Origin of the sequence: Streptomyces sp. Je 1-79 (assembly GCF_025195125.1) — a bacterium.
Classification (GTDB): Bacteria; Actinomycetota; Actinomycetes; order Streptomycetales; family Streptomycetaceae; genus Streptomyces.
Window position 1 is genome coordinate 51,109 of the sequence record NZ_JAMGSL010000011.1, and the last position, 23,373, is coordinate 74,481.

Annotated in this window: 19 protein-coding genes; 17 read left to right on the top strand and 2 right to left on the bottom strand. The window is 72.0% G+C overall.

Annotation, left to right across the window (positions count from 1 at the left end):
• The first annotated feature begins 24 nt into the window (after positions 1–24).
• The 8 genes from M5362_RS22950 (at position 25) to M5362_RS22985 (ending at position 9,813) form a co-directional block, all read left to right on the top strand.
• Positions 25–1,389: a NarK/NasA family nitrate transporter gene (locus tag M5362_RS22950; RefSeq protein ID WP_260229599.1), complete on the top strand. Its 1,365-nt coding sequence runs from the start codon at positions 25–27 to the stop codon at positions 1,387–1,389.
• Positions 1,390–1,464: 75 nt separating this feature from the next.
• Positions 1,465–2,601, top strand: a complete 1,137-nt coding sequence (locus M5362_RS22955; RefSeq protein WP_260229600.1) for a uroporphyrinogen-III synthase — start codon at positions 1,465–1,467, stop codon at positions 2,599–2,601.
• A 223-nt stretch (positions 2,602–2,824) separates the two neighbouring features.
• Positions 2,825–3,376: an ABATE domain-containing protein gene (locus M5362_RS22960; RefSeq protein ID WP_260229601.1), complete on the top strand. Its 552-nt coding sequence runs from the start codon at positions 2,825–2,827 to the stop codon at positions 3,374–3,376.
• A 94-nt stretch (positions 3,377–3,470) separates the two neighbouring features.
• Complete coding sequence (locus M5362_RS22965) at positions 3,471–4,058, top strand: sigma-70 family RNA polymerase sigma factor (protein WP_260229775.1); 588 nt, start codon at positions 3,471–3,473, stop codon at positions 4,056–4,058.
• A complete protein-coding gene (locus M5362_RS22970) occupies positions 4,055–4,921 on the top strand; it encodes a zf-HC2 domain-containing protein (protein WP_260229602.1) in 867 nt (288 codons plus the stop codon). Before M5362_RS22965 ends, M5362_RS22970 begins: the two co-directional genes overlap by 4 nt.
• Before the next feature lie 89 nt (positions 4,922–5,010).
• On the top strand, positions 5,011–7,350 hold the full coding sequence (locus tag M5362_RS22975) for a UvrD-helicase domain-containing protein (RefSeq protein ID WP_260229776.1): 2,340 nt from the start codon (positions 5,011–5,013) through the stop codon (positions 7,348–7,350).
• Between the two features lie 364 nt (positions 7,351–7,714).
• Positions 7,715–9,151, top strand: a complete 1,437-nt coding sequence (locus M5362_RS22980; RefSeq protein WP_260229603.1) for an NAD-dependent malic enzyme — start codon at positions 7,715–7,717, stop codon at positions 9,149–9,151.
• Between the two features lie 380 nt (positions 9,152–9,531).
• Positions 9,532–9,813, top strand: coding sequence for an HU family DNA-binding protein (locus tag M5362_RS22985; protein ID WP_017237029.1), 282 nt, complete (start codon positions 9,532–9,534; stop codon positions 9,811–9,813).
• A gap of 273 nt (positions 9,814–10,086) precedes the next feature.
• Here M5362_RS22985 and murA read toward each other — a convergent pair whose 3' ends face one another.
• The gene (gene murA, locus M5362_RS22990) at positions 10,087–11,427 is read right to left on the bottom strand and encodes a UDP-N-acetylglucosamine 1-carboxyvinyltransferase (RefSeq protein WP_137989063.1); all 1,341 of its coding nucleotides are present in this window, start codon (positions 11,425–11,427) and stop codon (positions 10,087–10,089) included.
• A 265-nt stretch (positions 11,428–11,692) separates the two neighbouring features.
• On the opposite strand from murA, the gene M5362_RS22995 reads away from it, so the two are divergent.
• From M5362_RS22995 to M5362_RS23035, 9 genes are all read left to right on the top strand, one after another.
• Positions 11,693–12,253 (top strand): YqgE/AlgH family protein, encoded by a 561-nt coding sequence (locus M5362_RS22995; RefSeq protein WP_260229604.1) that lies wholly within the window; start codon positions 11,693–11,695, stop codon positions 12,251–12,253.
• Positions 12,254–12,283: 30 nt separating this feature from the next.
• Positions 12,284–12,574: a DUF3039 domain-containing protein gene (locus tag M5362_RS23000; protein WP_260229605.1), complete on the top strand. Its 291-nt coding sequence runs from the start codon at positions 12,284–12,286 to the stop codon at positions 12,572–12,574.
• A gap of 332 nt (positions 12,575–12,906) precedes the next feature.
• On the top strand, positions 12,907–14,193 hold the full coding sequence (locus tag M5362_RS23005; protein ID WP_260229777.1) for an extracellular solute-binding protein: 1,287 nt from the start codon (positions 12,907–12,909) through the stop codon (positions 14,191–14,193).
• Between the two features lie 5 nt (positions 14,194–14,198).
• Positions 14,199–15,170, top strand: a complete 972-nt coding sequence (locus tag M5362_RS23010) for a carbohydrate ABC transporter permease (RefSeq protein ID WP_260229606.1) — start codon at positions 14,199–14,201, stop codon at positions 15,168–15,170.
• The gene (locus M5362_RS23015; protein ID WP_260229607.1) at positions 15,167–16,006 is read left to right on the top strand and encodes a carbohydrate ABC transporter permease; all 840 of its coding nucleotides are present in this window, start codon (positions 15,167–15,169) and stop codon (positions 16,004–16,006) included. The genes M5362_RS23010 and M5362_RS23015 overlap by 4 nt, the downstream gene beginning before the upstream one ends.
• A 65-nt stretch (positions 16,007–16,071) precedes the next feature.
• Positions 16,072–17,727, top strand: a complete 1,656-nt coding sequence (locus M5362_RS23020; RefSeq protein ID WP_260229608.1) for a beta-N-acetylhexosaminidase — start codon at positions 16,072–16,074, stop codon at positions 17,725–17,727.
• Between the two features lie 225 nt (positions 17,728–17,952).
• The gene (locus tag M5362_RS23025; protein WP_260229609.1) at positions 17,953–18,828 is read left to right on the top strand and encodes a xanthine dehydrogenase family protein subunit M; all 876 of its coding nucleotides are present in this window, start codon (positions 17,953–17,955) and stop codon (positions 18,826–18,828) included.
• The gene (locus tag M5362_RS23030; RefSeq protein ID WP_260229610.1) at positions 18,825–20,291 is read left to right on the top strand and encodes a 2Fe-2S iron-sulfur cluster-binding protein; all 1,467 of its coding nucleotides are present in this window, start codon (positions 18,825–18,827) and stop codon (positions 20,289–20,291) included. Before M5362_RS23025 ends, M5362_RS23030 begins: the two co-directional genes overlap by 4 nt.
• On the top strand, positions 20,288–22,612 hold the full coding sequence (locus M5362_RS23035) for a molybdopterin cofactor-binding domain-containing protein (RefSeq protein WP_260229611.1): 2,325 nt from the start codon (positions 20,288–20,290) through the stop codon (positions 22,610–22,612). The genes M5362_RS23030 and M5362_RS23035 overlap by 4 nt, the downstream gene beginning before the upstream one ends.
• Positions 22,613–22,832: 220 nt before the next feature.
• On the opposite strand, the gene M5362_RS23040 is transcribed toward M5362_RS23035, so the two are convergent.
• Positions 22,833–23,348 carry a hypothetical protein gene (locus M5362_RS23040; RefSeq protein ID WP_260229612.1) on the bottom strand — a complete coding sequence of 172 codons (516 nt, stop codon included), beginning with the start codon at positions 23,346–23,348 and terminating at the stop codon, positions 22,833–22,835.
• Positions 23,349–23,373: the final 25 nt, after the last annotated feature.

Below are 23,373 nucleotides of genomic sequence, written 5' to 3' on the forward strand. Positions count from 1 at the left end.
GACCCGACACCGTGGAGGTACGTGATGGGCGGCCGGTGGATCGAACGGTGGGAGCCGGAGGACGAGACCTTCTGGCGTGAACAAGGGGAGCGGATCGCGCGGCGCAATCTCCTCTTCTCCGTCTTCTCCGAGCACATCGGGTTCTCCATATGGAGCCTGTGGTCGGTCATGGTCCTGTTCATGGGACCGCAGTACGGCATCGACCCCGCGGGCAAGTTCTTCCTGATCGCGACCGCCACCTTCGTCGGAGCGCTCATCCGCATCCCGTACACCTTCGCGGTCGCCCGCTTCGGCGGCCGGAACTGGACGGTCTTCAGCGCGTTGCTGCTCCTCCTGCCGACGGGCGTCGCCTACACGGTGATGGAGCCGGGCACCTCGTACAGCACCTTCCTGCTGGTCGCCGCGCTCACCGGGGTCGGCGGCGGCAACTTCGCCTCCTCCATGACCAACATCAACGCCTTCTTCCCGCTGCGCAAGAAGGGCTGGGCGCTTGGGCTCAACGCGGGCGGCGGCAACATCGGCGTCCCCGTCGTCCAGCTCGTCGGCCTGCTCGTCATCGGCACCGCCGGCGCCCTGCACCCGCGGATCGTCCTCGGCGTCTACATCCCGCTCGTCGTCGTCGCCGCGCTGTGCTCCGCGCTCTTCATGGACAACCTCGCCCCGGTGAAGAACGACACGGGAGCCGCGAAGGAGGCCGTGAGGGCCGGCCACACGTGGATCATGGCCTTCCTCTACATCGGCACCTTCGGCTCCTTCATCGGCTACAGCTTCGCCTTCGGCCTCGTCCTGCAGACCCAGTTCGGACGCACCCCGCTCCAGGCCGCCTCGCTCACCTTCATCGGCCCGCTCCTCGGCTCGCTGATCCGGCCCTTCGGCGGTTCGCTCGCCGACAAGTACGGCGGTGCCCGCATCACCCTGGGGAACTTCGCCGGGATGGCCGCGGCGACCGGAGTGGTTGTCTACGCCTCCGTCGTCGAGTCGCTCACCGTCTTCCTCGTCGGCTTCACCGCACTCTTCGTCCTCAGCGGACTCGGCAACGGCTCCACGTACAAGATGATCCCCGCGATCTTCCTCTCGCAGGGGCACAGCAAGGGCCTGAGGGGCGAGGAGGCGGAGGCGTACGGCCGCAGGCTCTCCGGGGCCGCCATGGGCCTCATCGGGGCCGTGGGCGCGCTCGGCGGGCTCGGTATCAACCTGGCCTTCCGGCAGTCCTTCCAGACCGTCGGCAGCGGCACGGCGGCCTTCGTCGCCTTCCTGCTCTTCTACGCGGCCTGCATGGTCGTCACCTGGGCGGTATACCTTCGCCGGCCGGCCGTCGTCCCGGACACGGCCGAGGGCGCGGGTGCCTCGGGAGAGACGAAGCCGCAGCTCGGCTACGCCGAGGTGTGATCCGGAGTGGTCCGTAACGGCCAGGAAATACCGGCGAACCGAGCCCGACACGCATCGGCGTCAGGCTCGGTCGTCATGAACGAGCAAGAGCAGGGGCCCCTCGCCGGGTTCACCGTCGGCGTCACCGCGGCCCGCCGCGCCGACGAGCTGGGCACGCTTCTCCGCCGCCGGGGCGCGGCCGTGGTCCACGGCCCGGCACTCCGGATCGTGCCGCTCGCGGACGACACGGAACTGCTCGCCGCGACGAAGGAACTCATCGACCACGCCCCGGACGTCGTCGTCGCCACGACGGCGATCGGCTTCCGGGGCTGGGTCGAGGCGGCGGACGGCTGGGGGCACGGCGAGGCACTCCTCGACTGCCTCAGGGGCGTGGAACTCCTCGCCCGCGGTCCCAAGGTCAAGGGAGCCGTACGGGCGGCGGGGCTCACGGAGTCGTGGTCGCCGTCCTCCGAGTCCATGGCCGAGGTGCTCGACCGGCTCCTGGGCGAGGGGGTGGCGGGGCGGCGGATCGCGCTCCAGCTGCACGGGGAGCCGCTGCCGGGCTTTGTGGAGGCGCTGGAGGCGGGCGGCGCGGAGGTCGTCGGCGTACCGGTCTACCGGTGGATGCCGCCCGAGGACATCGGCCCGCTCGACCGGCTCCTGGACGGGATCCTGTCCGGCACGCTGGACGCGGTGACCTTCACCAGCGCACCGGCCGCCGCGTCCCTGCTGACCCGGGCGGAGGACCGGGGGGCCAGGGCCGAACTCCTCGAAGCGCTGCGGCACGACGTGCTCGCGGTGTGCGTGGGGCCGGTGACGGCGCTGCCGCTCCAGGCGCACGGCATCGACACCCTCCAGCCCGAGCGGTTCCGGCTCGGGCCGCTGGTGCAGCTGCTCTGCCAGGAACTCCCGTCCCGGGCGCGCGTCCTTCCGGTGGCCGGCCACCGCATCGAGATCCGGGGGCACGCGGTCCTGGTGGACGGCTCCCTGCGCCCGGTCCCGCCCGCCGGGATGGCGCTGCTCGCCACGCTGGCCCGGCGCCCGGGCTGGGTCGTCTCCCGGGCCGACCTGCTCCGCGCCCTGCCCGGCGCGGGCCGGGACGAGCACGCGGTGGAGACGGCGATGGCCCGGCTGCGGACGGCGCTGGGCACGCCGAAGCTGATCCAGACGGTGGTCAAGCGCGGCTACCGGCTGGCGCTGGACCCGGCGGCGGACACCAAGTACGACGGCTAGCAGGGCGGTTGGCCGTACGGGGGTACGGGGCCCGGCGTACGGGCGACCGCCCCCGCCCGCGCCCCGCCCCGCAGCTGCCACGCCGCCACTGCCGTCAGGACAAGTGCCCCCGCGCACAGTCCGGCCCGACGCATCCTCCGTAACACGCCCCCTAGCCGAACCCGGCGATCGGGAGCACCCTGGCTGGGCGCCCGCTTCCGATGCGCGAGGTGGTGACAGGGTCATGACCGTACGGTTCGAGTCCGGCCGGATCTGCCTGGACCTGGCCGCAGAGCCGCTCGACCACACCCGGGACCTCGACGTCTTCCTGCGTGCCACCGGACTCGTTCCCGCCGCCACGCCGCTGCGCGCGCTCGACACCGCCTGGGTCGTGCGCTTCCGCGAACTGCGCGACTGCGTCGGCGAACTGGTCCACTCCCAGCTCGACGGCCGCCGCGCCGACCGTGCCCTGGAGCGGCTCAACGCCCTCGCCGCAGCCTCCGCGCCCCCCGCCCCCCGCGCCGTACGCACCGAGACCGGCGGGCTCGTACGGGCGTTGAGCGACGTGCCCGACTGCCGCGCGCTGCTCGCCGCCGTCGCCCGCGACGCCGTCGACCTGCTCACCGACCCGGACGCCCGTGCCCTGCTCCGCCGTTGCGAGGGCGACGACTGCCGCCGCTGCTACCTCGACACCTCACGGGGGCGCCGCCGCCGCTGGTGCTCCAGCGAGGCGTGCGGAAACCGGGAGCGTGTTGCCCGGCATCGGGCAGCCCGGCGGGCGAACGCGACCGTCTGAGGAATCCCGGAAAAAGTTCGCACGTCGTTGAGTCGAACCCGCCCGGGCTCCGTACCTCTCCACGACAGACAGGGTCTCGACCGGGAGGTTCGTGGTGCGCAAGGATGCGGCCGTGGCCGATGAACGTCCGCATCGGGCCCGGCATCGCAGCGAGGTGTCACGCAACCGCCCCGACGTCCCTGACGAGGAGTTGATGCGTGCTCTCTACCGCGAACATGCCGGGCCCCTGCTCGCCTATGTACTCCGCCTCGTCGCCGGCGACCGCCAGCGTGCCGAGGACGTCGTACAGGAGACGCTCATCCGTGCCTGGAAGAACGCCGGCCAGCTCAACCGGGCTACCGGCTCCGTCAGACCTTGGCTTGTGACGGTTGCCCGGCGCATCGTCATCGACGGCCACCGAAGCCGGCAGGCCCGGCCCCAGGAGGTCGATCCGTCACCGCTCGAGGTCCTGCCCGCGGAGGACGAGATCGACAAGGCGCTGTGGCTGATGACGCTCTCTGACGCTCTCGAAGATTTGACGCCCGCCCACCGGGAAGTGTTGGTCGAGACCTACTTCAAGGGGCGTACGGTCAATGAGGCGGCCGAGACCCTCGGCATACCTGCCGGGACCGTGCGTTCCCGAGTGTTCTACGCACTTCGTTCCATGAAAATCGCGCTGGAGGAGAGGGGGGTTTCGGCATGAGCAGCGGCATGACACCGCCGCACGACGCCGCGGGTGCGTACGTACTCGGCATCCTTGACGATGTCGAAGCCGTCGCCTTCGAGGCGCACCTGGCGGGTTGCGAGCTCTGCGCCGCGCACGTGGAGGAGTTCGCCGGGATGGAGCCGATGCTCGCCATGCTGGCGGACGCGGACGCCCCGGCCGCCTTCGGCCCGTCGATGATCGACCCGTACGCCGAGAAGGCCTTCGACGACTTCGCGCCCCGGCCGCCCGCCCCGCCCGGCCCCCGCCGCGCCCCGGGCGCTCCCGTGGCCCTGCACGCCGTCGGCGCCCCGCCCGGTCCGGAGCTCCTCGACCGGCTGATCGACGAGGTGGGTGCCAAGCGCGCGAGCCGTCGCCGCCGCTCCCTGTACCTCGTCGCGGCCGCCGCGGTCCTCGTCATCGGCGGGCCCGCCGTCGCGGTCGTCGCCACCTCCGGCGGCGAGCGGGAGAACCAGGCGGTCGAACCGCATCCCACCAGCCCGGCCGAGGACGCCTTCTTCCACCACATGGACGAGAAGATCGAGGCCACCGACCCGACGACGAAGATCAGCGCGACCGTCGGCCTGGAGAAGAAGGGCTGGGGCACCCACACCGTCCTGGAGCTCAAGAACGTCAAGGGCCCCCTGAAGTGCCGGCTCGTCGCCGTCTCCAAGAGCGGCGAGGAGGAGACGGTGACCTCCTGGGCGGTGCCGAAGTGGGGGTACGGCATCCCCGGCGCCACGCTGGAGAGCGCCAAGAACCCGCTGTACGTGCACGGCGGAGCGGCCATGGACCGCAACGACATCGACCACTTCGAGGTCCGGACCTTCGACGGCGAACGCCTCGTGGAGGTCGAGGCCTGACATTTTGCCCCCCTGTGGCGTACGCTCGACGGCTGCCCAGTGCACGTCAGAAGGGGGCCTCAGTGGCCGCGCAGGAAGCCGTGGAGGCCATGGTCGCCATGGACGCCACCGATACGGTCCGGGACCGTGAGATCGGTGTCGAGCAGGAACATCTGGACAAGGTCTACCGCCGCCTCGAGGAGAAGATCCACGAGGCGGAGTTCCTGATGAACGACGCCGCCAAACGCGGCCAGGTCGGCACGCCGGGAGCGCTCGCCGAGCGGGACGCCCAGGTGTTCCGGGCCGGCGTGCACCTGAACCGGCTCAACAACGAGTTCGAGGACTTCCTCTTCGGCCGGATCGACCTGCTGTACGGCAAGGACGGCAAGAAGGGCCCCGACGGCGCGTACACCTCCGTCGAGCCCGCAGAGGACGCCGTACGGCCCGACGGCACGGCCGAGATCGCCGAGACCCTCCACATCGGCCGGATCGGCGTCCTCGACTCCGACTACGCGCCGCTGGTCATCGACTGGCGGGCACCCGCCGCGGCGCCCTTCTACCGCTCCACGCCGGTCGACCCCGGCCGCGTGGTGCGCCGCCGGGTCATCCGCTCCAAGGGCCGCAAGGTCCTCGGCGTCGAGGACGACCTGATGCGCCCCGAGCTGAAGGCGACCCTCGACGGGCACGAGCTGCCGGTGATCGGCGACGGCGCCCTGATGGCCGCGCTCGGCCAGGCCCGCAGCCACACCATGCGCGACATCGTCTCCTCCATCCAGGCCGAGCAGGACCTGGTCATCCGCGCGCCCGCCGCCTCCGTCACGTACGTCGAGGGCGGCCCGGGCACCGGAAAGACGGCGGTCGCCCTGCACCGGGCGGCCTACCTGCTCTACCAGGACCGGCGCCGTTACGCGGGCGGCATCCTGATCGTCTCCCCGACGCCGCTGCTCGTCTCGTACACCGAGGGCGTGCTGCCCTCGCTGGGCGAGGAGGGCCAGGTCGCCATCCGCGCGCTCGGCTCGCTGGTGGACGGCATCGAGGCCACCACGTACGACGATCCGGCCGTCGCCCGGATCAAGGGCTCCTCCCGGATGCTCGCCGTCCTGCGCAAGGCGGCCCGCGGAGCGCTGGAGACCCCCGCACCCAGGGCACAGGCCCAGCTCTCCCTCGGCGAGGAGGAGGCCGCCCCGGCGCCCGCCGGCACCCCGACCCGCCTGCGGGTCGTCGCCTTCGGGCGCCGCCTGGAGCTGGAGGCGGACGACCTCCAGCGCATCCGGCACAACGTCCTGGGCGGCTCCGCCCCCGTCAACCTGCTGCGCCCGCGCGCCCGCAGGCTGCTGCTCGACGCCCTGTACGCCAAGTCCGGCGCCGTGGGCCGGCACAGCGACCCCGAGCTCGCCGCCGAGCTGCGCTCCTCCTTCGACGAGGACGTCTCCACGGAGGACTCCTTCCTGTCCTTCCTCGACGCCTGGTGGCCCGAGCTCACCCCCCGGCAGGTCCTCGACGCGATGGGCGACGAGAAGCGCCTGGGCCGCTGGGCCCGGCGCGTCCTCAACCAGGGCGAGGTCCGTCGGCTCGCCCGCTCGCTGCGCCGCGACGGTCTCTCCGTGCACGACGTGGCGCTCCTCGACGAGCTGAACACCCTCCTCGGCGCCCCGGCCCGGCCGCGCAAGAGGCGGGAGTACGACCCGCTGGACCAGCTGACAGGGCTGGAGGAGCTGATGCCCGTACGGGAGGAGACGCAGCGCGAGCGGGCCGAGCGGCTCGCGGCGGAGCGCACCGAGTACGCGCACGTCATCGTCGACGAGGCGCAGGACCTGACCCCCATGCAGTGGCGGATGGTCGGACGGCGCGGCCGGCACGCGACCTGGACGGTCGTCGGCGACCCGGCGCAGTCCTCCTGGTCCACCCCGGACGAGGCCGCGGAGGCCCGTGACGAGGCGCTGGGCAGCCGCCCGCGCCGCCGCTTCGAGCTGACCGTGAACTACCGCAACCCCGCCGAGATCGCCGAACTGGCCGCCAAGGTGCTCGCCCTCGCCATGCCCGGAAAGGAGTCGCCGCGCGCGGTCCGCTCGACCGGTGTGGAGCCCCGGTTCGTGGCGGTTTCGAGCAAGGACGATCTGGCCGGAACCGTACGGGCGGAGGCGCGGCGGCTGCTCGAACGTGTGGACGGCACGGTCGGGGTCGTGGTCGCCATGAACCGCCGTGAGCAGGCCGCCGGCTGGCTGGCCGACCTCGGCGACCGGGTGGTGGCGCTGGGCTCCCTGGAGGCCAAGGGCCTGGAGTACGACGCCACCGTGGTCGCCTCACCGGCCGAGATCGCGGACGAGTCCCCGGCGGGTCTGCGGGTCCTGTACGTGGCGCTGACCCGGGCCACCCAGCAGCTGACGGTGGTCTCGGGCGCCCGGGACGTGCCGGACGCGGACGGGGTTCCCGACCTGCTCAGGGACTGATTTCAGGTCAACATGCGTCGCAGGAATCACTTACCAGGGTGGTTTGTTAGCCTGTCTATGGCACCGGCTCGATCCAAGCCCCCGGGCCCAACCTTCGTCCCTTAGAGGGACCACTTGCCGCGAGGCGAGCATGGCGGGTCGGTGCCACCTTGTACGTACATACAGAAGAGGTCCGTGTCACCCCCGGGTGACGCGGACCTCTTCTGTTTCTCCCCAACTTCTCGTATGGTGGAAACTACTTTCCGAAAACAAAATGACCGCATTACCTGCTACCGGCTGGTAGGTGCGACGATCGGAGGGCGCTGCCAGGCAACCAGCCGGGGCGGCGTAGCAACGAAGCTAGGGAAAGCAGAGGAACTCGGCCATGGCAACGGCGCCCAGCGTCTCGTACTCGATGACGGTCCGGCTGGAGGTTCCCGCGAGCGGAACCGCGGTCTCCCAGCTCACCACGGCGGTGGAGTCCCACGGCGGTTCCGTCACCGGCCTCGACGTGACCGCCTCCGGCCACGAGAAGCTCCGGATCGACGTCACCATCGCCGCGACCTCGACCGCGCACGCCGACGAGATCGTCGCGCAGCTGCGGACCATCGAGGGTGTCGTCCTCGGCAAGGTCTCCGACCGTACGTTCCTGATGCACCTCGGCGGCAAGATCGAGATGGCGTCCAAGCACCCCATCCGCAACCGCGACGACCTCTCCATGATCTACACCCCGGGCGTGGCCCGCGTGTGCATGGCGATCGCCGAGAACCCCGAGGACGCCCGCCGCCTCACCATCAAGCGCAACACCGTCGCGGTCGTCACCGACGGCTCCGCCGTCCTCGGCCTCGGCAACATCGGCCCGATGGCCGCGATGCCGGTCATGGAGGGCAAGGCGGCCCTGTTCAAGCGCTTCGCCGACATCGACGCCTGGCCGATCTGCCTGGACACCCAGGACACCGACGAGATCGTCGCGATCGTCAAGGCCATCGCCCCCGGCTTCGCGGGCATCAACCTGGAGGACATCTCCGCCCCCCGCTGCTTCGAGATCGAGGCCCGCCTGCGCGAGGCCCTCGACATCCCCGTCTTCCACGACGACCAGCACGGCACCGCGATCGTCGTCCTCGCCGCCCTCACCAACGCGCTGCGCGTCGTCGGCAAGAGCGTCGGGGACGTACGGGTCGTCATGTCCGGCGCCGGCGCCGCCGGTACGGCCATCCTGAAGCTGCTCATCGCCGCGGGCGTCAAGCACGCCGTCGTCGCCGACATCCACGGTGTCGTCCACGCCGGCCGTGAGGACCTCGTCGAGGCCGCGCCCGGCACCCCGCTGCGCTGGATCGCCGACAACACCAACCCCGAGGGCGTCACCGGCACCCTCCAGCAGGCCGTCGTCGGCGCGGACGTGTTCATCGGCGTGTCGGCCCCGAACCTGCTCGGCGCGGACGACGTCGCCGCGATGGCGGAGGACGCGATCGTGTTCGCGCTCGCGAACCCCGACCCCGAGGTCGACCCGGCAATCGCCCGTCAGACGGCGGCCGTTGTGGCCACCGGCCGCTCGGACTTCCCCAACCAGATCAACAACGTGCTGGTCTTCCCGGGCGTCTTCCGCGGTCTCCTCGACGCCCAGTCCCGCACGGTCAACACGGAGATGATGCTCGCGGCCGCCGCGGCGCTCGCCGACGTCGTCACCGAGGACGAGCTGAACCCGAACTACATCATCCCGTCGGTCTTCAACGACAAGGTCGCCGGCGCGGTCGCGGGCGCCGTCCGCACGGCGGCGAAGGCGGCCGGCGCGGGTGCCGACCACGGGACGGGCGGGCTCTGAGAGAGCCCCGCTCACGACGTACGGCGGGCCGGGACAAGGCCGTGAAAGGCCCCGGGCCCGCCGTCGGAACGGCGCGTCGCCGGGCGTCGCGCCGTAGATCCGCCGTAGGGTGGCGCTTCGGCTCCAAAGAGTTTCGGCGGAGTCGACGGAACGTCACCACGCCAGAGCCCGTGGCGCTTTTCGTGTGACCCCAGAGGGTGCCGGATTGGCGTTCCCGCCGCTGGTGGGGGCAGGATGCCTATTCGGGCGCGAGGGTCTGTCACCAGACCCGGGTCCGGGGACTGTCCGAGGGCCCTGGCAGCATCGGCTTCGCTGTGCCCATACATGCGGCTCCGCCGCGTGGCACGCCTCACAGGCAAGAAGAACACGGGAGTAACAACATGAACCGCAGTGAGCTGGTGGCCGCCCTGGCCGACCGCGCCGAGGTGACCCGCAAGGACGCCGACGCCGTGCTGGCCGCTCTCGCCGAGACCGTCGGCGAGGTCGTCGCCAAGGGCGACGAGAAGGTCACCATCCCCGGCTTCCTGACCTTCGAGCGCACCCACCGTGCCGCTCGCACCGCTCGTAACCCGCAGACCGGCGACCCGATCAACATCCCGGCCGGCTACAGCGTGAAGGTCTCCGCGGGCTCGAAGCTCAAGGAAGCCGCCAAGGGCAAGTAAGCCTGCAGGCACACCGCCGAAGGCACCCACGCGGGGCTGTAGGCGACAGAGAGGGCGGCCACCCTGTCAGGGGGTGGCCGCCCTCTCGTCTGCCCGCCTACGGCCCGCACAGGGGCGTGCCGCCCCGGAAGGGCCGCCTGGACGTGCCGTACGCGGTGCGCGCGCCCCGGGGCGCCCCTGGCCCCCGGAGACGCCCACAGGGCCGGAAACGGCGGCGAGGGCCGACAGACCCCCGTCAGGGGTCCGTCGGCCCTCGTACGGCCGCGTGGCGCGTCAGACCAGCGCGCTGCCCGGCAGCTCGACCTTCGCGCCCAGCTCCACGAGCTTCTCCATGAAGTTCTCGTAGCCGCGGTTGATCAGGTCGATGCCGTGGACCCGGGACGTGCCCTGGGCCGCGAGCGCCGCGATCAGGTACGAGAAGCCGCCGCGGAGGTCCGGGATCACCAGGTCGGCGCCCTGGAGCTTCGTCGGGCCCGACACGACCGCCGAGTGCAGGAAGTTGCGCTGGCCGAAGCGGCAGTCCGAGCCGCCCAGGCACTCGCGGTACAGCTGGATGTGCGCGCCCATCTGGTTCAGCGCCGACGTGAAGCCGAGCCGCGACTCGTACACCGTCTCGTGGACGATGGAGAGGCCCGCGGCCTGCGTCAGGGCCACCACCAGCGGCTGCTGCCAGTCGGTCTGGAAACCGGGGTGCACGTCCGTCTCCAGGTGGATCGCGTTGAGCGAGCCGCCCGGGTGCCAGAAGCGGATGCCCTCGTCGTCGATCTCGAAGGCGCCACCCACCTTCCGGTACGTGTTGAGGAACGTCATCATCGACCGCTGCTGCGCGCCGCGGACGTAGATGTTGCCCTCGGTCGCCAGCGCCGCCGACGCCCAGGAGGCCGCCTCCAGGCGGTCCGGGAGCGCCCGGTGCGTGTAGCCGTCGAGACGGTCCACACCGGTGATCCGGATCGTCCGGTCGGTGTCCATGGAGATGATCGCGCCCATCTTCTGCAGGACGCAGATGAGGTCCTCGATCTCCGGCTCCACGGCCGCGTTGGAGAGCTCGGTGACGCCCTCCGCCAGGACCGCGGTCAGCAGCACCTGCTCGGTCGAGCCGACCGAGGGGTACGGGAGCCGGATCTTGGTGCCGCGCAGCCGCTGCGGGGCCTCCAGGTACTGGCCGTCCGCCCGCTTCTCGATCGTCGCGCCGAACTGGCGCAGCACGTCGAAGTGGAAGTCGATCGGCCGGCCGCCGATGTCGCAGCCGCCCAGGCCCGGGATGAAGGCGTGGCCGAGGCGGTGGAGCAGCGGGCCGCAGAAGAGGATCGGGATGCGCGACGAACCGGCGTGGGCATCGATGTCGGCCACGTTGGCGGACTCGACGTGCGTCGGGTCGAGGACCAGCTCGCCCGGCTCCTCGCCGGGGCGGACCGTCACCCCGTGCAGCTGGAGGAGTCCGCGGACCACGCGGACGTCACGGATGTCGGGCACATTGCGCAGCCTGCTCGGCCCGCTGCCGAGCAGGGCGGCGACCATCGCCTTGGGCACGAGGTTCTTCGCGCCGCGAACGCGGATCTCGCCCTCCAGCGGGGTGCCGCCGTGGACAAGCAGTACATCGTCTGTGCCGGTCATGAATCTCGCGTTCCGGTCGGGTCGGGCAGGGGGCCAGGGAAAAGGGTAAGGGGCGTAGGCCCCCCGCTAGGAAGCCTCAGGGCACCACACAGATGTAATGAATTCGGCACAACACCCTCCGTTCACGTGATCTTGCGGAGTGTCACCGTCCGTTTCCGGCCCCCGGAGGCGGGTCGCGACCCCTCTGAACTGCGCGGGCCGCCGGTCCGTCCTCACTCTGCCGGTCGGGCCCCGCGGAGGGCGAAGATGCGGGATCATGTGTCGCATGACCGAGGTGTCCTCGCTCACAGGACGGCTGCTCGTCGCCACCCCCGCCCTCGCCGACCCCAATTTCGACCGGGCGGTGGTGCTCCTGCTGGACCACGACGACGAGGGCTCCCTCGGCGTTGTCCTGAACCGGCCGACCCCGGTCACGGTCGGTGACATCCTCGCTCCCTGGGCCGATCTCGCCGGCGAGCCGGGCGTGGTCTTCCAGGGCGGTCCGGTCTCCCTGGACGCGGCCCTCGGCCTCGCGGTGATCCCCGGCGACGAGGGCCCGCTGGGCTGGCGCCGGGTCTTCGGCGCGATCGGCCTCGTCGACCTGGAGACCCCGCCCGAACTGCTCGGTCCCGCACTGGGCTCCCTCCGGATCTTCGCCGGCTACGCGGGCTGGGGCCCGGGTCAGCTGGAGACCGAGCTCGGCGACGGCGCCTGGTACGTCGTCGAGTCCGAACCGGGCGACGTCTCCTCGCCGCGCCCGGAGACACTGTGGCGCGAGGTGCTGCGCCGCCAGCGGAGCGACCTCGCGATGGTGGCGACGTACCCGGACGACCCTTCGCTCAACTGACACGTCCGGACCCCAGTACCCTTGGTTTCCATGAGCACTCTCGAGCCCGAGCGCGGGGCAGGTACGGGAACACTCGTCGAGCCGACGCCGCAGGTTTCCCACGGCGACGGTGACCACGAGCGCTACGCCCATTACGTCCAGAAGGACAAGATCATGGCGAGCGCCCTCGACGGCACTCCCGTGGTCGCACTGTGCGGAAAGGTCTGGGTGCCGGGGCGTGATCCCAAGAAGTACCCGGTCTGCCCGATGTGCAAGGAGATCTACGAGTCCATGGGCTCCGGCGGCGGAGACAAGGACAAGGGCGGCAAGGACAAGAAGTAGGACCGTGCCCCGGGGTGGCCCCCGGGACGGTCCTTGCGGTCGGGACGGCCCCCGGCGCGCGCACCTCGGTGCGTGTGCCGGGGGCCGTTCGCGTGTGCGAGTGCGGGGCCGTTCGCGTCGAGGCCCTTCGGTGGCGCGTTGCACGGGCTGCTTCCGCCGGTCACAGAGTGGTTGAGACCACTTGTCCGGGAGTTGGTCCACCCCTAACCTCTCGCGTGTTGTGCAGCACGAAACGCCTGTTGCGTATGTTGCAACACCACCGGAGGGGACCCGTCTTGAAGCTTCCTGCCCTCCCCCAAGCTCTCGGCTTCGCTCGAGCAGGGGGGACCCCCATCGCCGCCACCGTCACCGCACTTGTGCTCGCCGGTCTGACCGCCACCGCCTGCGCCCCGCAGACCTCCGACGGCAAGGCCTCGGCCGACGAGAAGAGCGGCACCCTGCGCGTCTGGCTCTTCCAGGAGGTCGACAACGCGCCGAAGAAGCAGGTCGTCGACGCCGCCGTCGCCGCCTTCGAGCAGCGCCACGAGGGGGCGGAGGTCGAGGTCGAGTACATCCCCGTCGAGACCCGCGCCCAGCGCGTCAAGGCCGCCTTCAACGACCCGAACTCCGCGCCCGACGTCATCGAGTACGGCAACACCGACACCGCCGGCTACGTGAAGGACGGCGGACTCGCCGACGTCAGCGCCGAGTTCGGCGCCTGGGCCGAGGCCAAGGACACCGACCCCACCGCCAAGTCCTCGGTCACCGTGGACGGCAAGGTCTACGGCGCGCCCCTCTTCGTCGGCGTACGCGCGCTGTACTACCGCACCGACGTCTTCAAGGAGCTCGGCCTCGCCGCCCCCAAGACGCAGGACGAGCTCATCTCCACCGCGAAGAAGATCCACAAGGCGAAGCCGGAGATGTACGGCATGGCCGTCGGCGGCGCCAACACCTACGGCGCGATGCCGTTCGTCTGGGCCAACGGCGGCGAACTGGCCACGGAGGAAGGCGGTTCGTACCGGGGCGCCGTCAACACCGAGGCCGCCCGCAAGGGCATCACCGCGTACACCTCGCTCTTCGGCGACGACAACTGTCCGGCCGCCAAGTGCGCCCAGATGGGCGGCAACGCGACCGTCACCGCCTTCGCCTCCGGCAAGGCCGCGATGGTGATCGGCGGCGACTTCGTCCGCGCGGCGGTCGACGCGGGCGAGGCGAAGGGCAGGTACGCCGTCGTGCCCCTGCCCGGCCTCACCCCCGGTTCGATCGCCCCGGCCTTCGCGGGCGGCAACAACATCGGCGTGATGAAGAGCAGTTCGCACCGCACCCTCGCCGTCGACCTGATGAAGTCGCTCGCCGGCAAGGAGACGCAGGGCAAGCTCTTCGACGCCATGGGCTTCCTGCCGACCTTCACCGACGTACGGGCGGCGACGGCCGAGAAGGAGCCCTTCGTGAAGCCCTTCATCGCCACGCTCGGCGCCGGCACCCGGTTCGTCCCCGCGTCCCCCGGCTGGGGCCAGATCGACGCCTCGCAGGTGCTGCCGACGATGTTCCAGGAGATCGTCAGCGGCCGTAAGGACGTGAGGACGGCCTCGGACGACGCGGCGAAGAAGATGGACGCGGCGTTCGCCGCCGCGGGCTGACCGTCATGACCCTGACCACCACGGACACCGCCAAGGGGCGCACGGCACCCGCCGCGCGCCCCGGCCGCCCGGGCCGGCCGCGCCGCCCGGGCGGCCCCCGGGGACGGTCCGGCCGGACACCCTGGCTCTACCTGCTCCCCGCGCTCGTCGTCCTCGGCGGGCTGCTCGTCTACCCCATCTACCAGCTCGGGCTCATCTCCTTCCTGGAGTACACCCAGGCCCAGGTCAGCGGCGGCGAACCCACCTCCTTCCAGGGCTTCGGCAACTACACCGCCCTCTTCTCCGACCCGCAGTTCTGGCAGGTCCTCCTCGCCACCGTCCTCTTCGCCGCCGCCTGCGTCGTCACCACCCTCGCGGTGGGCTGCGCCCTCGCGGTGCTCCTGACCCGCGTACGGGCCCTGCCCCGGCTCGCGCTGATGCTCGCCGCGCTCGGCGCCTGGGCCACCCCCGCGGTCACCGGCTCCACGGTCTGGGTCTTCCTCTTCGACCCCGACTTCGGCCCGGTCAACCGGCTGCTCGGACTCGGCGACTTCTCCTGGACGTACGGCCGGTACAGCGCCTTCGCCCTGGTCCTCTTCGAGGTCGTCTGGTGCTCGTTCCCGTTCGTGATGGTCACCGTCTACGCGGGCATCAAGGCCATCCCCTCCGAGGTCCTGGAGGCCGCGGCGCTCGACGGCGCCTCGCAGTGGCGGATCTGGCGCTCGGTCACCGCGCCGATGCTCCGGCCGATCCTCGTCGTCGTCACCATCCAGTCGATCATCTGGGACTTCAAGGTCTTCACCCAGATCTACGTGATGACGGGCGGTGGCGGCATCGCCGGCCAGAACCTCGTCCTCAACGTGTACGCGTACCAGAAGGCTTTCGCCTCCTCCCAGTACAGCCTGGGTTCGGCGATCGGCGTCGTCATGCTGCTGATCCTGCTGGCCGTGACGCTGGTGTACCTCCGACTGCTGCGCCGCCAGGGAGAAGAACTGTGAGCGCGTTCCGCATCCGCCGCCCCGGGCGCCTCGCGGCGGAGGCCGCCGCCCTCCTCGTCGCGGCCGTGGTCGCCTTCCCGCTGTACTGGATGGTCCTCTCGGCCTTCAAACCGGCCGGCGAGATCCAGTCGGCCCATCCGCGGCCGTGGACCCTGTCCCCGTCCCTCGACTCCTTCCGGCGCGTCTTCGAACAGCAGGACTTCGGGCGGTACTTCCTCAACTCCCTTGCCGTCGCCTGCACGGTCGTCCTCGCGTCCGCACTGATCGCCTTCCTCGCGGCGACGGCGGTGACCCGCTTCCGCTTCCGATTCCGGACCACGCTCCTCGTGATGTTCCTGGTCGCCCAGATGGTGCCGGTCGAGGCGCTGACGATCCCGCTCTTCTTCCTCATGCGGGACCTCGGCCAGCTCAACACCCTGGGCTCGCTGGTCCTGCCGCACCTCGCCTTCTCGCTCCCGTTCGCGATCTGGATGCTGCGCGGCTTCGTCAAGGCGGTCCCGGAGGCGCTGGAGGAACAGGCCCAGATCGACGGCGCGAGCCGTACGCGCTTCCTGTGGCAGATCCTCTTCCCGCTGGTCTTCCCGGGTCTCGTGGCGACGAGCGTCTTCTCGTTCATCTCGACCTGGAACGACTTCCTGTTCGCGAAGTCGTTCCTCATCAGCGACACCTCGCAGTCGACCCTCCCGATGGCCCTGCTGGTCTTCTTCAAGCCGGACGAGAACGACTGGGGAGGAATCATGGCGGGATCGACCGTCATGACGATTCCGGTGCTCGTCTTCTTCGTACTCGTACAGCGCCGTCTGGTCTCCGGACTGGGCGGGGCCGTGAAGGACTGACGGGCCGCCGCCCGGCCCCCCCGCGCCCCCTCTCCCACGCCGTCCGCTCCCGAAAGGCCGATCCCATGACCGACGACCTGCACGAGCCGCTGATCCCCGCGCCCCGCGCACTCGACGTCCGGGCGGCGAAGCCCGGCCGCGTCCCGCTTGACGAGGACACCACCCTCGACGCCGGGCCCGGCACCGAGGGCGTGGCGCGCTGGCTGCGGTCCTCGCTCGGCGCCGCCACCGGACTGCCGTTCGCGCCCGGCGCGGGCCCGCGCGCGATCCGGCTGCGCGTCGACCCCGAGGTCGAGGAGGCGTACGGCCCCGAGGGCTACCGCCTCTCCACGGCCGGCTCCGCCGACGACGTGGCGGTGCTCGTCGCCGGCGGGAGCGCGGCCGGGGTGTTCTGGGGCGTCCAGACGCTCCGTCAGCTGCTCGGGCCCGACGCGTGCCGCAGGGCGCCGGCCGGCCGGGCCGCGTGGGACCTTCCGGGACTGACGATCGAGGACGGCCCCCGCTTCCCCTGGCGCGGGCTCATGCTCGACGTCGCCCGCCACTTCCTGCCCAAGGACGACATCCTGCGGCAGTTGGACCTGATGGCCGCCCACAAGCTCAACGTCCTCCACCTCCACCTCACCGACGACCAGGGCTGGCGGGTCGAGATCGAGCGCCACCCCCGGCTCACCGAGGTCGGCGCCTGGCGCGCCCGCACCAAGTGGGGGCACCGGGCCTCGCCGCTCTGGAACGAGACCCCGCACGGCGGGTACTACACCCACGCGGACATCCGCGAGATCGTCGCGTACGCCGCCGAGCGGCACATCACCGTCGTCCCCGAGATCGACGTCCCGGGACACTCGCAGGCCGCGATCGCCGCCTACCCCGAACTGGGCAACACCGATGTCGTCGACACGGCCGCCCTCACCGTCTGGGACACCTGGGGCGTCAACCCGAACGTCCTCGCGCCCACCGAGGCCACCCTCCGCTTCTACGAGGGCGTCTTCGAGGAGGTCCTGGAGCTCTTCCCGTCCACCTTCGTCCACGTCGGCGGCGACGAGTGCCCCAAGGACCAGTGGAAGGAGTCACCGACGGCCCAGGCCCGCATCAAGAAGCTCGGACTCGCCGACGAGAACGAGCTCCAGTCCTGGTTCATCCGCCACTTCGACCGCTGGCTCGCCGACCGGGGCCGCCGGCTGATCGGCTGGGACGAGATCCTGGAGGGCGGCCTGGCGCCGGGTGCGGCCGTGTCCTCCTGGCGGGGGTACGGGGGAGGGGTCACCGCCGCCGAGGCCGGACACGACGTCGTCATGTGCCCCGAGCAGCAGGTGTACCTGGACCACCGTCAGGCGCCGGGCGAGGACGAGCCGATGCCCATCGGGTACGTGCGGACCCTGGAAGACGTCTACCGCTTCGAGCCCGTGCCGCCCGGCCTGAGCCCCGAGGCGGCCGCCCACGTCCTGGGCACCCAGGCCAACGTGTGGACCGAGGTCATGGAGAACCGCTCCCGCGTCGACTACCAGGTCTTCCCGCGCCTCGCCGCCTTCGCCGAGGTCGCCTGGTCCGCCCTCCCCGCGCCCGGGGAGCGGGACTTCGCCGGCTTCGAACACCGGATGGACACCCACTACCGGCGCCTCGACGCCCTCGGCGTCGACTACCGGCCGCCCACCGGACCGCGGCCGTGGCAGCAGCGCCCCGGCGTCCTCGGCAGGCCCCTCGAAGGAGCGCCCCCGATCGTGTGAGGCACCTCGCGTCCCCACGTCACCCAAGAGCGGCAAAACGGAAGTTACCGTGCCTGGTGGGGCTTCCTGGACGGAACCGTCCTTCGCGGACCCTCGCGTCGGACGGCTCGGAAGATGTGCCAGAGTTGCCACGTCCGGGCTGTGAGCACGTACGGTACGCCCACACAGGCGCGACAGCCGGGGACGAGTCGGGGACCGCCGGGGACACCGGGAAGGGGCAGCGGGTTGACCACGCACGCACCACAGACGGCGCAGTCCGTGACGCTGCCCGCCTCGCTCGACGAGGCCGTGGCGGCGCTGGCGGCCATGCCCGCCGCCGTACCGGTCGCGGGCGGCACGGACCTGATGGCGGCCGTCAACAAGGGGCAGCTCAGGCCCGCCGGCCTGGTCGGCCTCGGCCGGATCAACGAGATCCGCGGCTGGCAGTACCAGGACGGTCACGCCCTCCTCGGCGCCGGCCTCACCCACGCCCGGATGGGCCGCCCGGACTTCGCGGCCCTCATCCCCGCCCTCGCCGCCGCCGCGCGCGCCGCGGGGCCGCCCCAGATCCGCAACGCGGGCACCCTCGGCGGCAACGTCGTCACCGCGGCGCCCACGGGTGACTCACTGCCCGTCCTGGCCGCCCTGGAGGCGGACCTCGTCGTCATGGGTCCGCACGGCACGCGCGAGATCCCCGTCTCCCACCTGCTGGCCGGCCGTGACCTGCTCGCCCCCGGCGAGCTGGTCGCGTTCGTCCGCGTGCCCCTCCTGCACGCCCCGCAGGTCTTCCTCAAGGCGACCGGCCGCACCGGCCCGGCGCGCGCCACCGCCTCCGTCGCCGTCGTCCTCGACCCGGCCAGGCGCGGGGTGCGCTGCGCGGTCGGCGCGATCGCCCCGATGCCGCTGCGGCCCCTGGAGGCCGAGCACTGGATCGCCTCGCTGGTCGACTGGGACGGCGACCGGGGGCTCGCCCCCGAGGCGCTGACGGCGTTCGGCGAGTACGTGGCGGCCGCCTGTATCCCGGACCCGCCGGGCGACGAGCAGCTGCCACCTGCCGTACTGCACCTGCGGCGCACGGTCGCCGCGCTGGCTCGACGGGCACTGGGGAGGGCGCTGTCGTGAGCGACGAACCGAACGGGAACGCGAGCGGGGGCGGCTGGGAGCCGATCCCGCAGAGCGAGGGGTACGACGGCGACGCCACGGCGTTCGTGCAGTTGCCGCCCGACTTCATGCTCGACGGCGTCCCGCTGGAGGCCCCCGGCCACGGCTACGTACCGCCGATGATCATGCCGCTGACGCCGCTCACCCCTGCCGCGGGCACCGACCCGGCGGCGACGGGCCAGTGGGTGGTGCAGCCGCCGACGGCCGCGGAGACGACGGCTCCGGAGGGCGTGGGGTCGGAGGCCGTGGGGCCGGAGTACATGGGGTCCGAGGCCATGGGTGCGGCGTACATGGGTTCCGAGGCCATGGGGCCGGAGTACACGGGGCCCGGGGCGACGGAGCCGGCGGGCGGTGCCGACCCGCACGCGACGGGTCAGTGGAACTTCGCGGACGCGGGGCAGCCCGATCCGCACGGGACCGGCCAGTGGAACTTCGCCGGGGCGGGCGAGACGCCCGAGCCGGCGTCGACCGGGCAGTGGAGGATCCCGGTCGTGGCGGACGGGCCCGACGCTTCGGACGAGTCGGGCGAGTACACCGCCTCGATGCTGGCGCAGTACGCCGGCAGCGCTCCGGCGACCCTGCCGGGCGGCGCGCCGGCGCCGTGGGCGGTCCAGGAGCCGGCGGACGGGGACACGGCGGCCGCGGACTCCGAGACGGACGCGACGGAGAGCCCCGAGGGCTCCGAGGGCCACGCGGAGGCCGGGGCGCACCCCGAGGCGGCCGAGGCGGCCGGGACCGCGCGGACGTCGGAGTACGCGGACACGCCCGGGATGTCGGACGCGGACGCTGCGGCGACCGCCGCCGATGGCCCCGGCCGGGCGGCCGGCGAACCGGACCCCGCCCCCTCCACGGGCAACAGCGCGGACAGCGACGAGCACCCGCACATCTCGTACGTCCTGCGGGTGAACGGCGCCGACCGTCCGGTGACGGAATCCTGGATCGGCGAGTCGCTGCTCTACGTCCTGCGCGAGCGGCTCGGCCTGGCCGGTGCCAAGGACGGCTGCTCGCAGGGCGAGTGCGGCGCGTGCAACGTCCAGGTCGACGGCCGGCTCGTGGCCTCCTGCCTGGTGCCCGCGGCGACGGCCGCCGGCAGCGAGGTGCGTACGGTCGAGGGCCTGGCGACCGACGGCGAACCGTCGGACGTCCAGCGCGCCCTCGCCCGCTGCGGGGCCGTCCAGTGCGGCTACTGCGTGCCGGGCATGGCCATGACCGTGCATGACCTCCTGGAGGGGAACCACGCTCCGACCGAGCTGGAGACCCGCCAGGCACTCTGCGGCAACCTGTGCCGGTGCTCGGGCTACCGAGGCGTGCTCGACGCCGTACGGGAGGTCGTCGCCGAGCGCGACGCGCAGGCCGCCGCGACGGCGGACGAAGCGCGCATCCCGCACCAGATTCCCCACCCGCACGACGGAGGCACGGCGTGAGCAGCGACGCGACCACCGCCACCCCCGCGACGGCCGCGTCGGCGCTCGACGTCGACCAGGAGCCGGTGGCCCACGGCCTGGGCACCTCCCTCCCGTCGGCCGACGCGCGGGCCAAGACCGAGGGCACGTTCCCGTACGCCTCCGACCTGTGGGCCGAGGGCCTGCTGTGGGCGGCGATCCTGCGCTCCCCGCACCCGCACGCCCGGATCGTCTCGATCGACACGACGGCGGCGGCCGACATGCCCGGCGTACGGGCCGTGGTGACCCACGCCGACGTGCCCGGGGACGCGACGTACGGCAGGACCGTCGCCGACCGTCCCGTCTTCGCGTCGGACCTGGTCCGCCACCACGGCGAGGCGATCGCCGCGGTCGCGGCGGACCACCCGGACACGGCCCGGCTCGCGGCGGCGGCCATCGCCGTCGAGTACGAGCTCCTCGAGCCGGTCACGGACCCGGAGAAGGCCTTCGCCGCCGAGGCGCTGCACCCCGACGGAAACCTGATCCGCCACATCCCGCTGCGGTTCGGCGACGCCGAGGCGGCGGGCGAGGTCGTCGTCGAGGGCCTCTACCGGATCGGCCGCCAGGACCCGGCCCCCATCGGAGCGGAGGCCGGTCTCGCCGTCCCGCGCCCCGACGGCGGGGTCGAGATCTACACGGCCTCCACCGACCCGCACACCGACCGGAACCTGGCGGCCGCCTGCTTCGGCCTCGCGCCGGACCAGGTCAAGGTGGTCGTGACGGGCGTCCCGGGAGCGACGGGCGACCGTGACGACCCGGGCTTCCAGATCCCGCTGGGCCTGCTGGCGCTGCGTACCGGCTGCCCGGTCAAGCTCACCGCCACGCGCGAGGAGTCCTTCCTCGGCCACGCCCACCGGCACCCGACCCTGCTGCGCTACCGCCACCACGCGGACGCCGAGGGCAGGCTGGTGAAGGTGGAGGCGCAGATCCTGCTGGACGCCGGTGCCTACGCCGACGCGTCCTCGGAGTCCCTCGCCGCCGCCGTGGCCTTCGCCTGCGGCCCGTACGTCGTTCCGCACGCCTTCATCGAGGGCTGGGCGGTCCGTACGAACAACCCGCCCTCCGGCCATGTGCGGGGCGAGGGCGCGATGCAGGTCTGCGCGGCGTACGAGGCGCAGATGGACAAGCTGGCGGCGAAGCTGGGCGTCGACCCGGTCGACGTACGGCTGCGCAACGTCCTGGCGACCGGCGACATCCTCCCGACGGGCCAGACGGTGACCTGCCCGGCCCCGGTGGCCGAACTGCTGGCCGCCGTCCGTGACTTCCCCCTGCCGTCCCTGCCGATGGACACCCCGGAGGAGGACTGGCTGCTCCCGGGCGGTCCGGAGGGCGCGGGCGAGCCGGGCGCGGTGCGCCGGGGCGTCGGCTACGCGGTCGGCATGGTCCACATGCTCGGCGCGGAGGGCGCGGACGAGGTCTCGACGGCGACGGTGAAGGTCCACGACGGCGTGGCGACGGTCATCTGCTCGGCCGTGGACACCGGTTCGGGCTTCTCGACGCTGGCGCGCCAGATCGTCCAGGAGACGCTGGGCATCGAGGAGGTCCATGTCGCCTCGGTGGACACGGACCAGCCGCCGGCCGGCCCGGCGACGCACGGCCGCCACACATGGGTGTCGGGCGGCGCGGTCGAGCGGGCGGCGAAGATGGTCCGCACGCAGCTGTTGCAGCCGCTGGCCCACAAGTTCGGGATGTCGACGGAGCTCCTCCAGATCACGGACGGCAAGATCACGTCGTACGACGGGGTCCTGTCGACCACGGTCACGGAGGCGATGGACGGCAAGGAGCTCTGGGCCACGGCCCAGTGCCGCCCCCACCCGACCGAGCCCCTGGACGACTCGGGCCAGGGCGACGCCTTCGTGGGCCTCGCGTTCTGCGCGATCCGCGCGGTGGTCGACGTCGACATCGAGCTGGGCGCGGTCCGCGTGGTGGAGATGGCCGTCGCCCAGGACGTCGGCCGCGTCCTCAACCCGGCGCAGCTGGCCACCCGTATCGAGGCCGGCGTCACCCAGGGCGTCGGCGCGGCCCTCACGGAGAACCTCCGCACGGCCCGCGGCCTCCTGCGCCACCCGGACCTGACGGGCTACGCCCTGCCGACGGCCCTGGACGCCCCGGACATCCGGATCGTGAAACTCGTCGAGGAGCGCGACGTGGTGGCCCCCTTCGGCGCGAAGGCGGCGAGCGCGGTGCCCGTGGTCACGTCCCCGGCAGCGGTGGCCTCAGCGGTCCGCGCGGCAACGGGGCGCCCGGTCAACCGCCTCCCGATCCGGCCCCAGGCGGCGGTGGCGGCGCTGCCGAACGTCTAGGGGTGCAGGGCCGGTACACGCCCTTCGGCATGAGGACTGCCTGTACGGCTCAGTAGAGTGACAGACCATTTCACTGTGTCCACGGGGGACGGGCCGGTCTGCTGGCGGACAGCGGCGGCCGGCCGAGCGGCATGTCCCGTGATGTGGTGTTGGTCGAACCCATGTCGTGGGGGTGTTGCGGTACGGATCCCGCACCGCAACACCCTGTGACCGCAGTGCGTCAGGGGCAGTTCAGCTCGTTCTTCGCGAAGGTGACCAACTGCTGCAACAGGCCCGGGAGTGCGGCGCGCAGCTTCTTCTCGTCGGGCGAGCCGTCCACGCTCAAATGCATCTCGATGTACTTTCCAGGTTCGGACGGCGACTTGGATGCCTCGCACACAATGTGCGTGCCGGCGCCGTTTGGCCAGATGATGCCCCTCTCGCCCACGTCGATGGGCTGGGGCTTGGCCTTGTCCCAGGGGGACCAGTCGACCTCACCTTCGAAGTCGTAGCGTGTGGCGTCGACAAGCATCCTCTCGACGCCGTCGACGTACAGGATGCACGTGACGGAGTCGAGTCCCTCGTCGAGGGCGAAGGGTTCGTCCCACACCTTGGCCTTCGTGCCCGTCCGCATGAGAGGAGTGATCTCGTCGTCGGCGAACACGCCCCAGCAGAGCCGTTCCGGGAGCTTCGGAACCGACCTGCTCTCACCGTCTGAACAGCCGGCCATCGCTGCTAGGAGGAGTGTGCTCGTCAATGCGGCCAATGAACGGGCGGCCTGC

Coding starts and splice junctions, on each gene's coding strand:
- M5362_RS22950 (WP_260229599.1), top strand. CDS start 25: ATGGGCGGCCGGTGGATCGAACGGTGGGAGCCGGAGGACGAGACCTTC.
- M5362_RS22955 (WP_260229600.1), top strand. CDS start 1,465: ATGAACGAGCAAGAGCAGGGGCCCCTCGCCGGGTTCACCGTCGGCGTC.
- M5362_RS22960 (WP_260229601.1), top strand. CDS start 2,825: ATGACCGTACGGTTCGAGTCCGGCCGGATCTGCCTGGACCTGGCCGCA.
- M5362_RS22970 (WP_260229602.1), top strand. CDS start 4,055: ATGAGCAGCGGCATGACACCGCCGCACGACGCCGCGGGTGCGTACGTA.
- M5362_RS22975 (WP_260229776.1), top strand. CDS start 5,011: ATGGTCGCCATGGACGCCACCGATACGGTCCGGGACCGTGAGATCGGT.
- M5362_RS22980 (WP_260229603.1), top strand. CDS start 7,715: ATGGCAACGGCGCCCAGCGTCTCGTACTCGATGACGGTCCGGCTGGAG.
- M5362_RS22985 (WP_017237029.1), top strand. CDS start 9,532: ATGAACCGCAGTGAGCTGGTGGCCGCCCTGGCCGACCGCGCCGAGGTG.
- murA (WP_137989063.1), bottom strand. CDS start 11,427: ATGACCGGCACAGACGATGTACTGCTTGTCCACGGCGGCACCCCGCTG.
- M5362_RS22995 (WP_260229604.1), top strand. CDS start 11,693: ATGACCGAGGTGTCCTCGCTCACAGGACGGCTGCTCGTCGCCACCCCC.
- M5362_RS23000 (WP_260229605.1), top strand. CDS start 12,284: ATGAGCACTCTCGAGCCCGAGCGCGGGGCAGGTACGGGAACACTCGTC.
- M5362_RS23010 (WP_260229606.1), top strand. CDS start 14,199: ATGACCCTGACCACCACGGACACCGCCAAGGGGCGCACGGCACCCGCC.
- M5362_RS23020 (WP_260229608.1), top strand. CDS start 16,072: ATGACCGACGACCTGCACGAGCCGCTGATCCCCGCGCCCCGCGCACTC.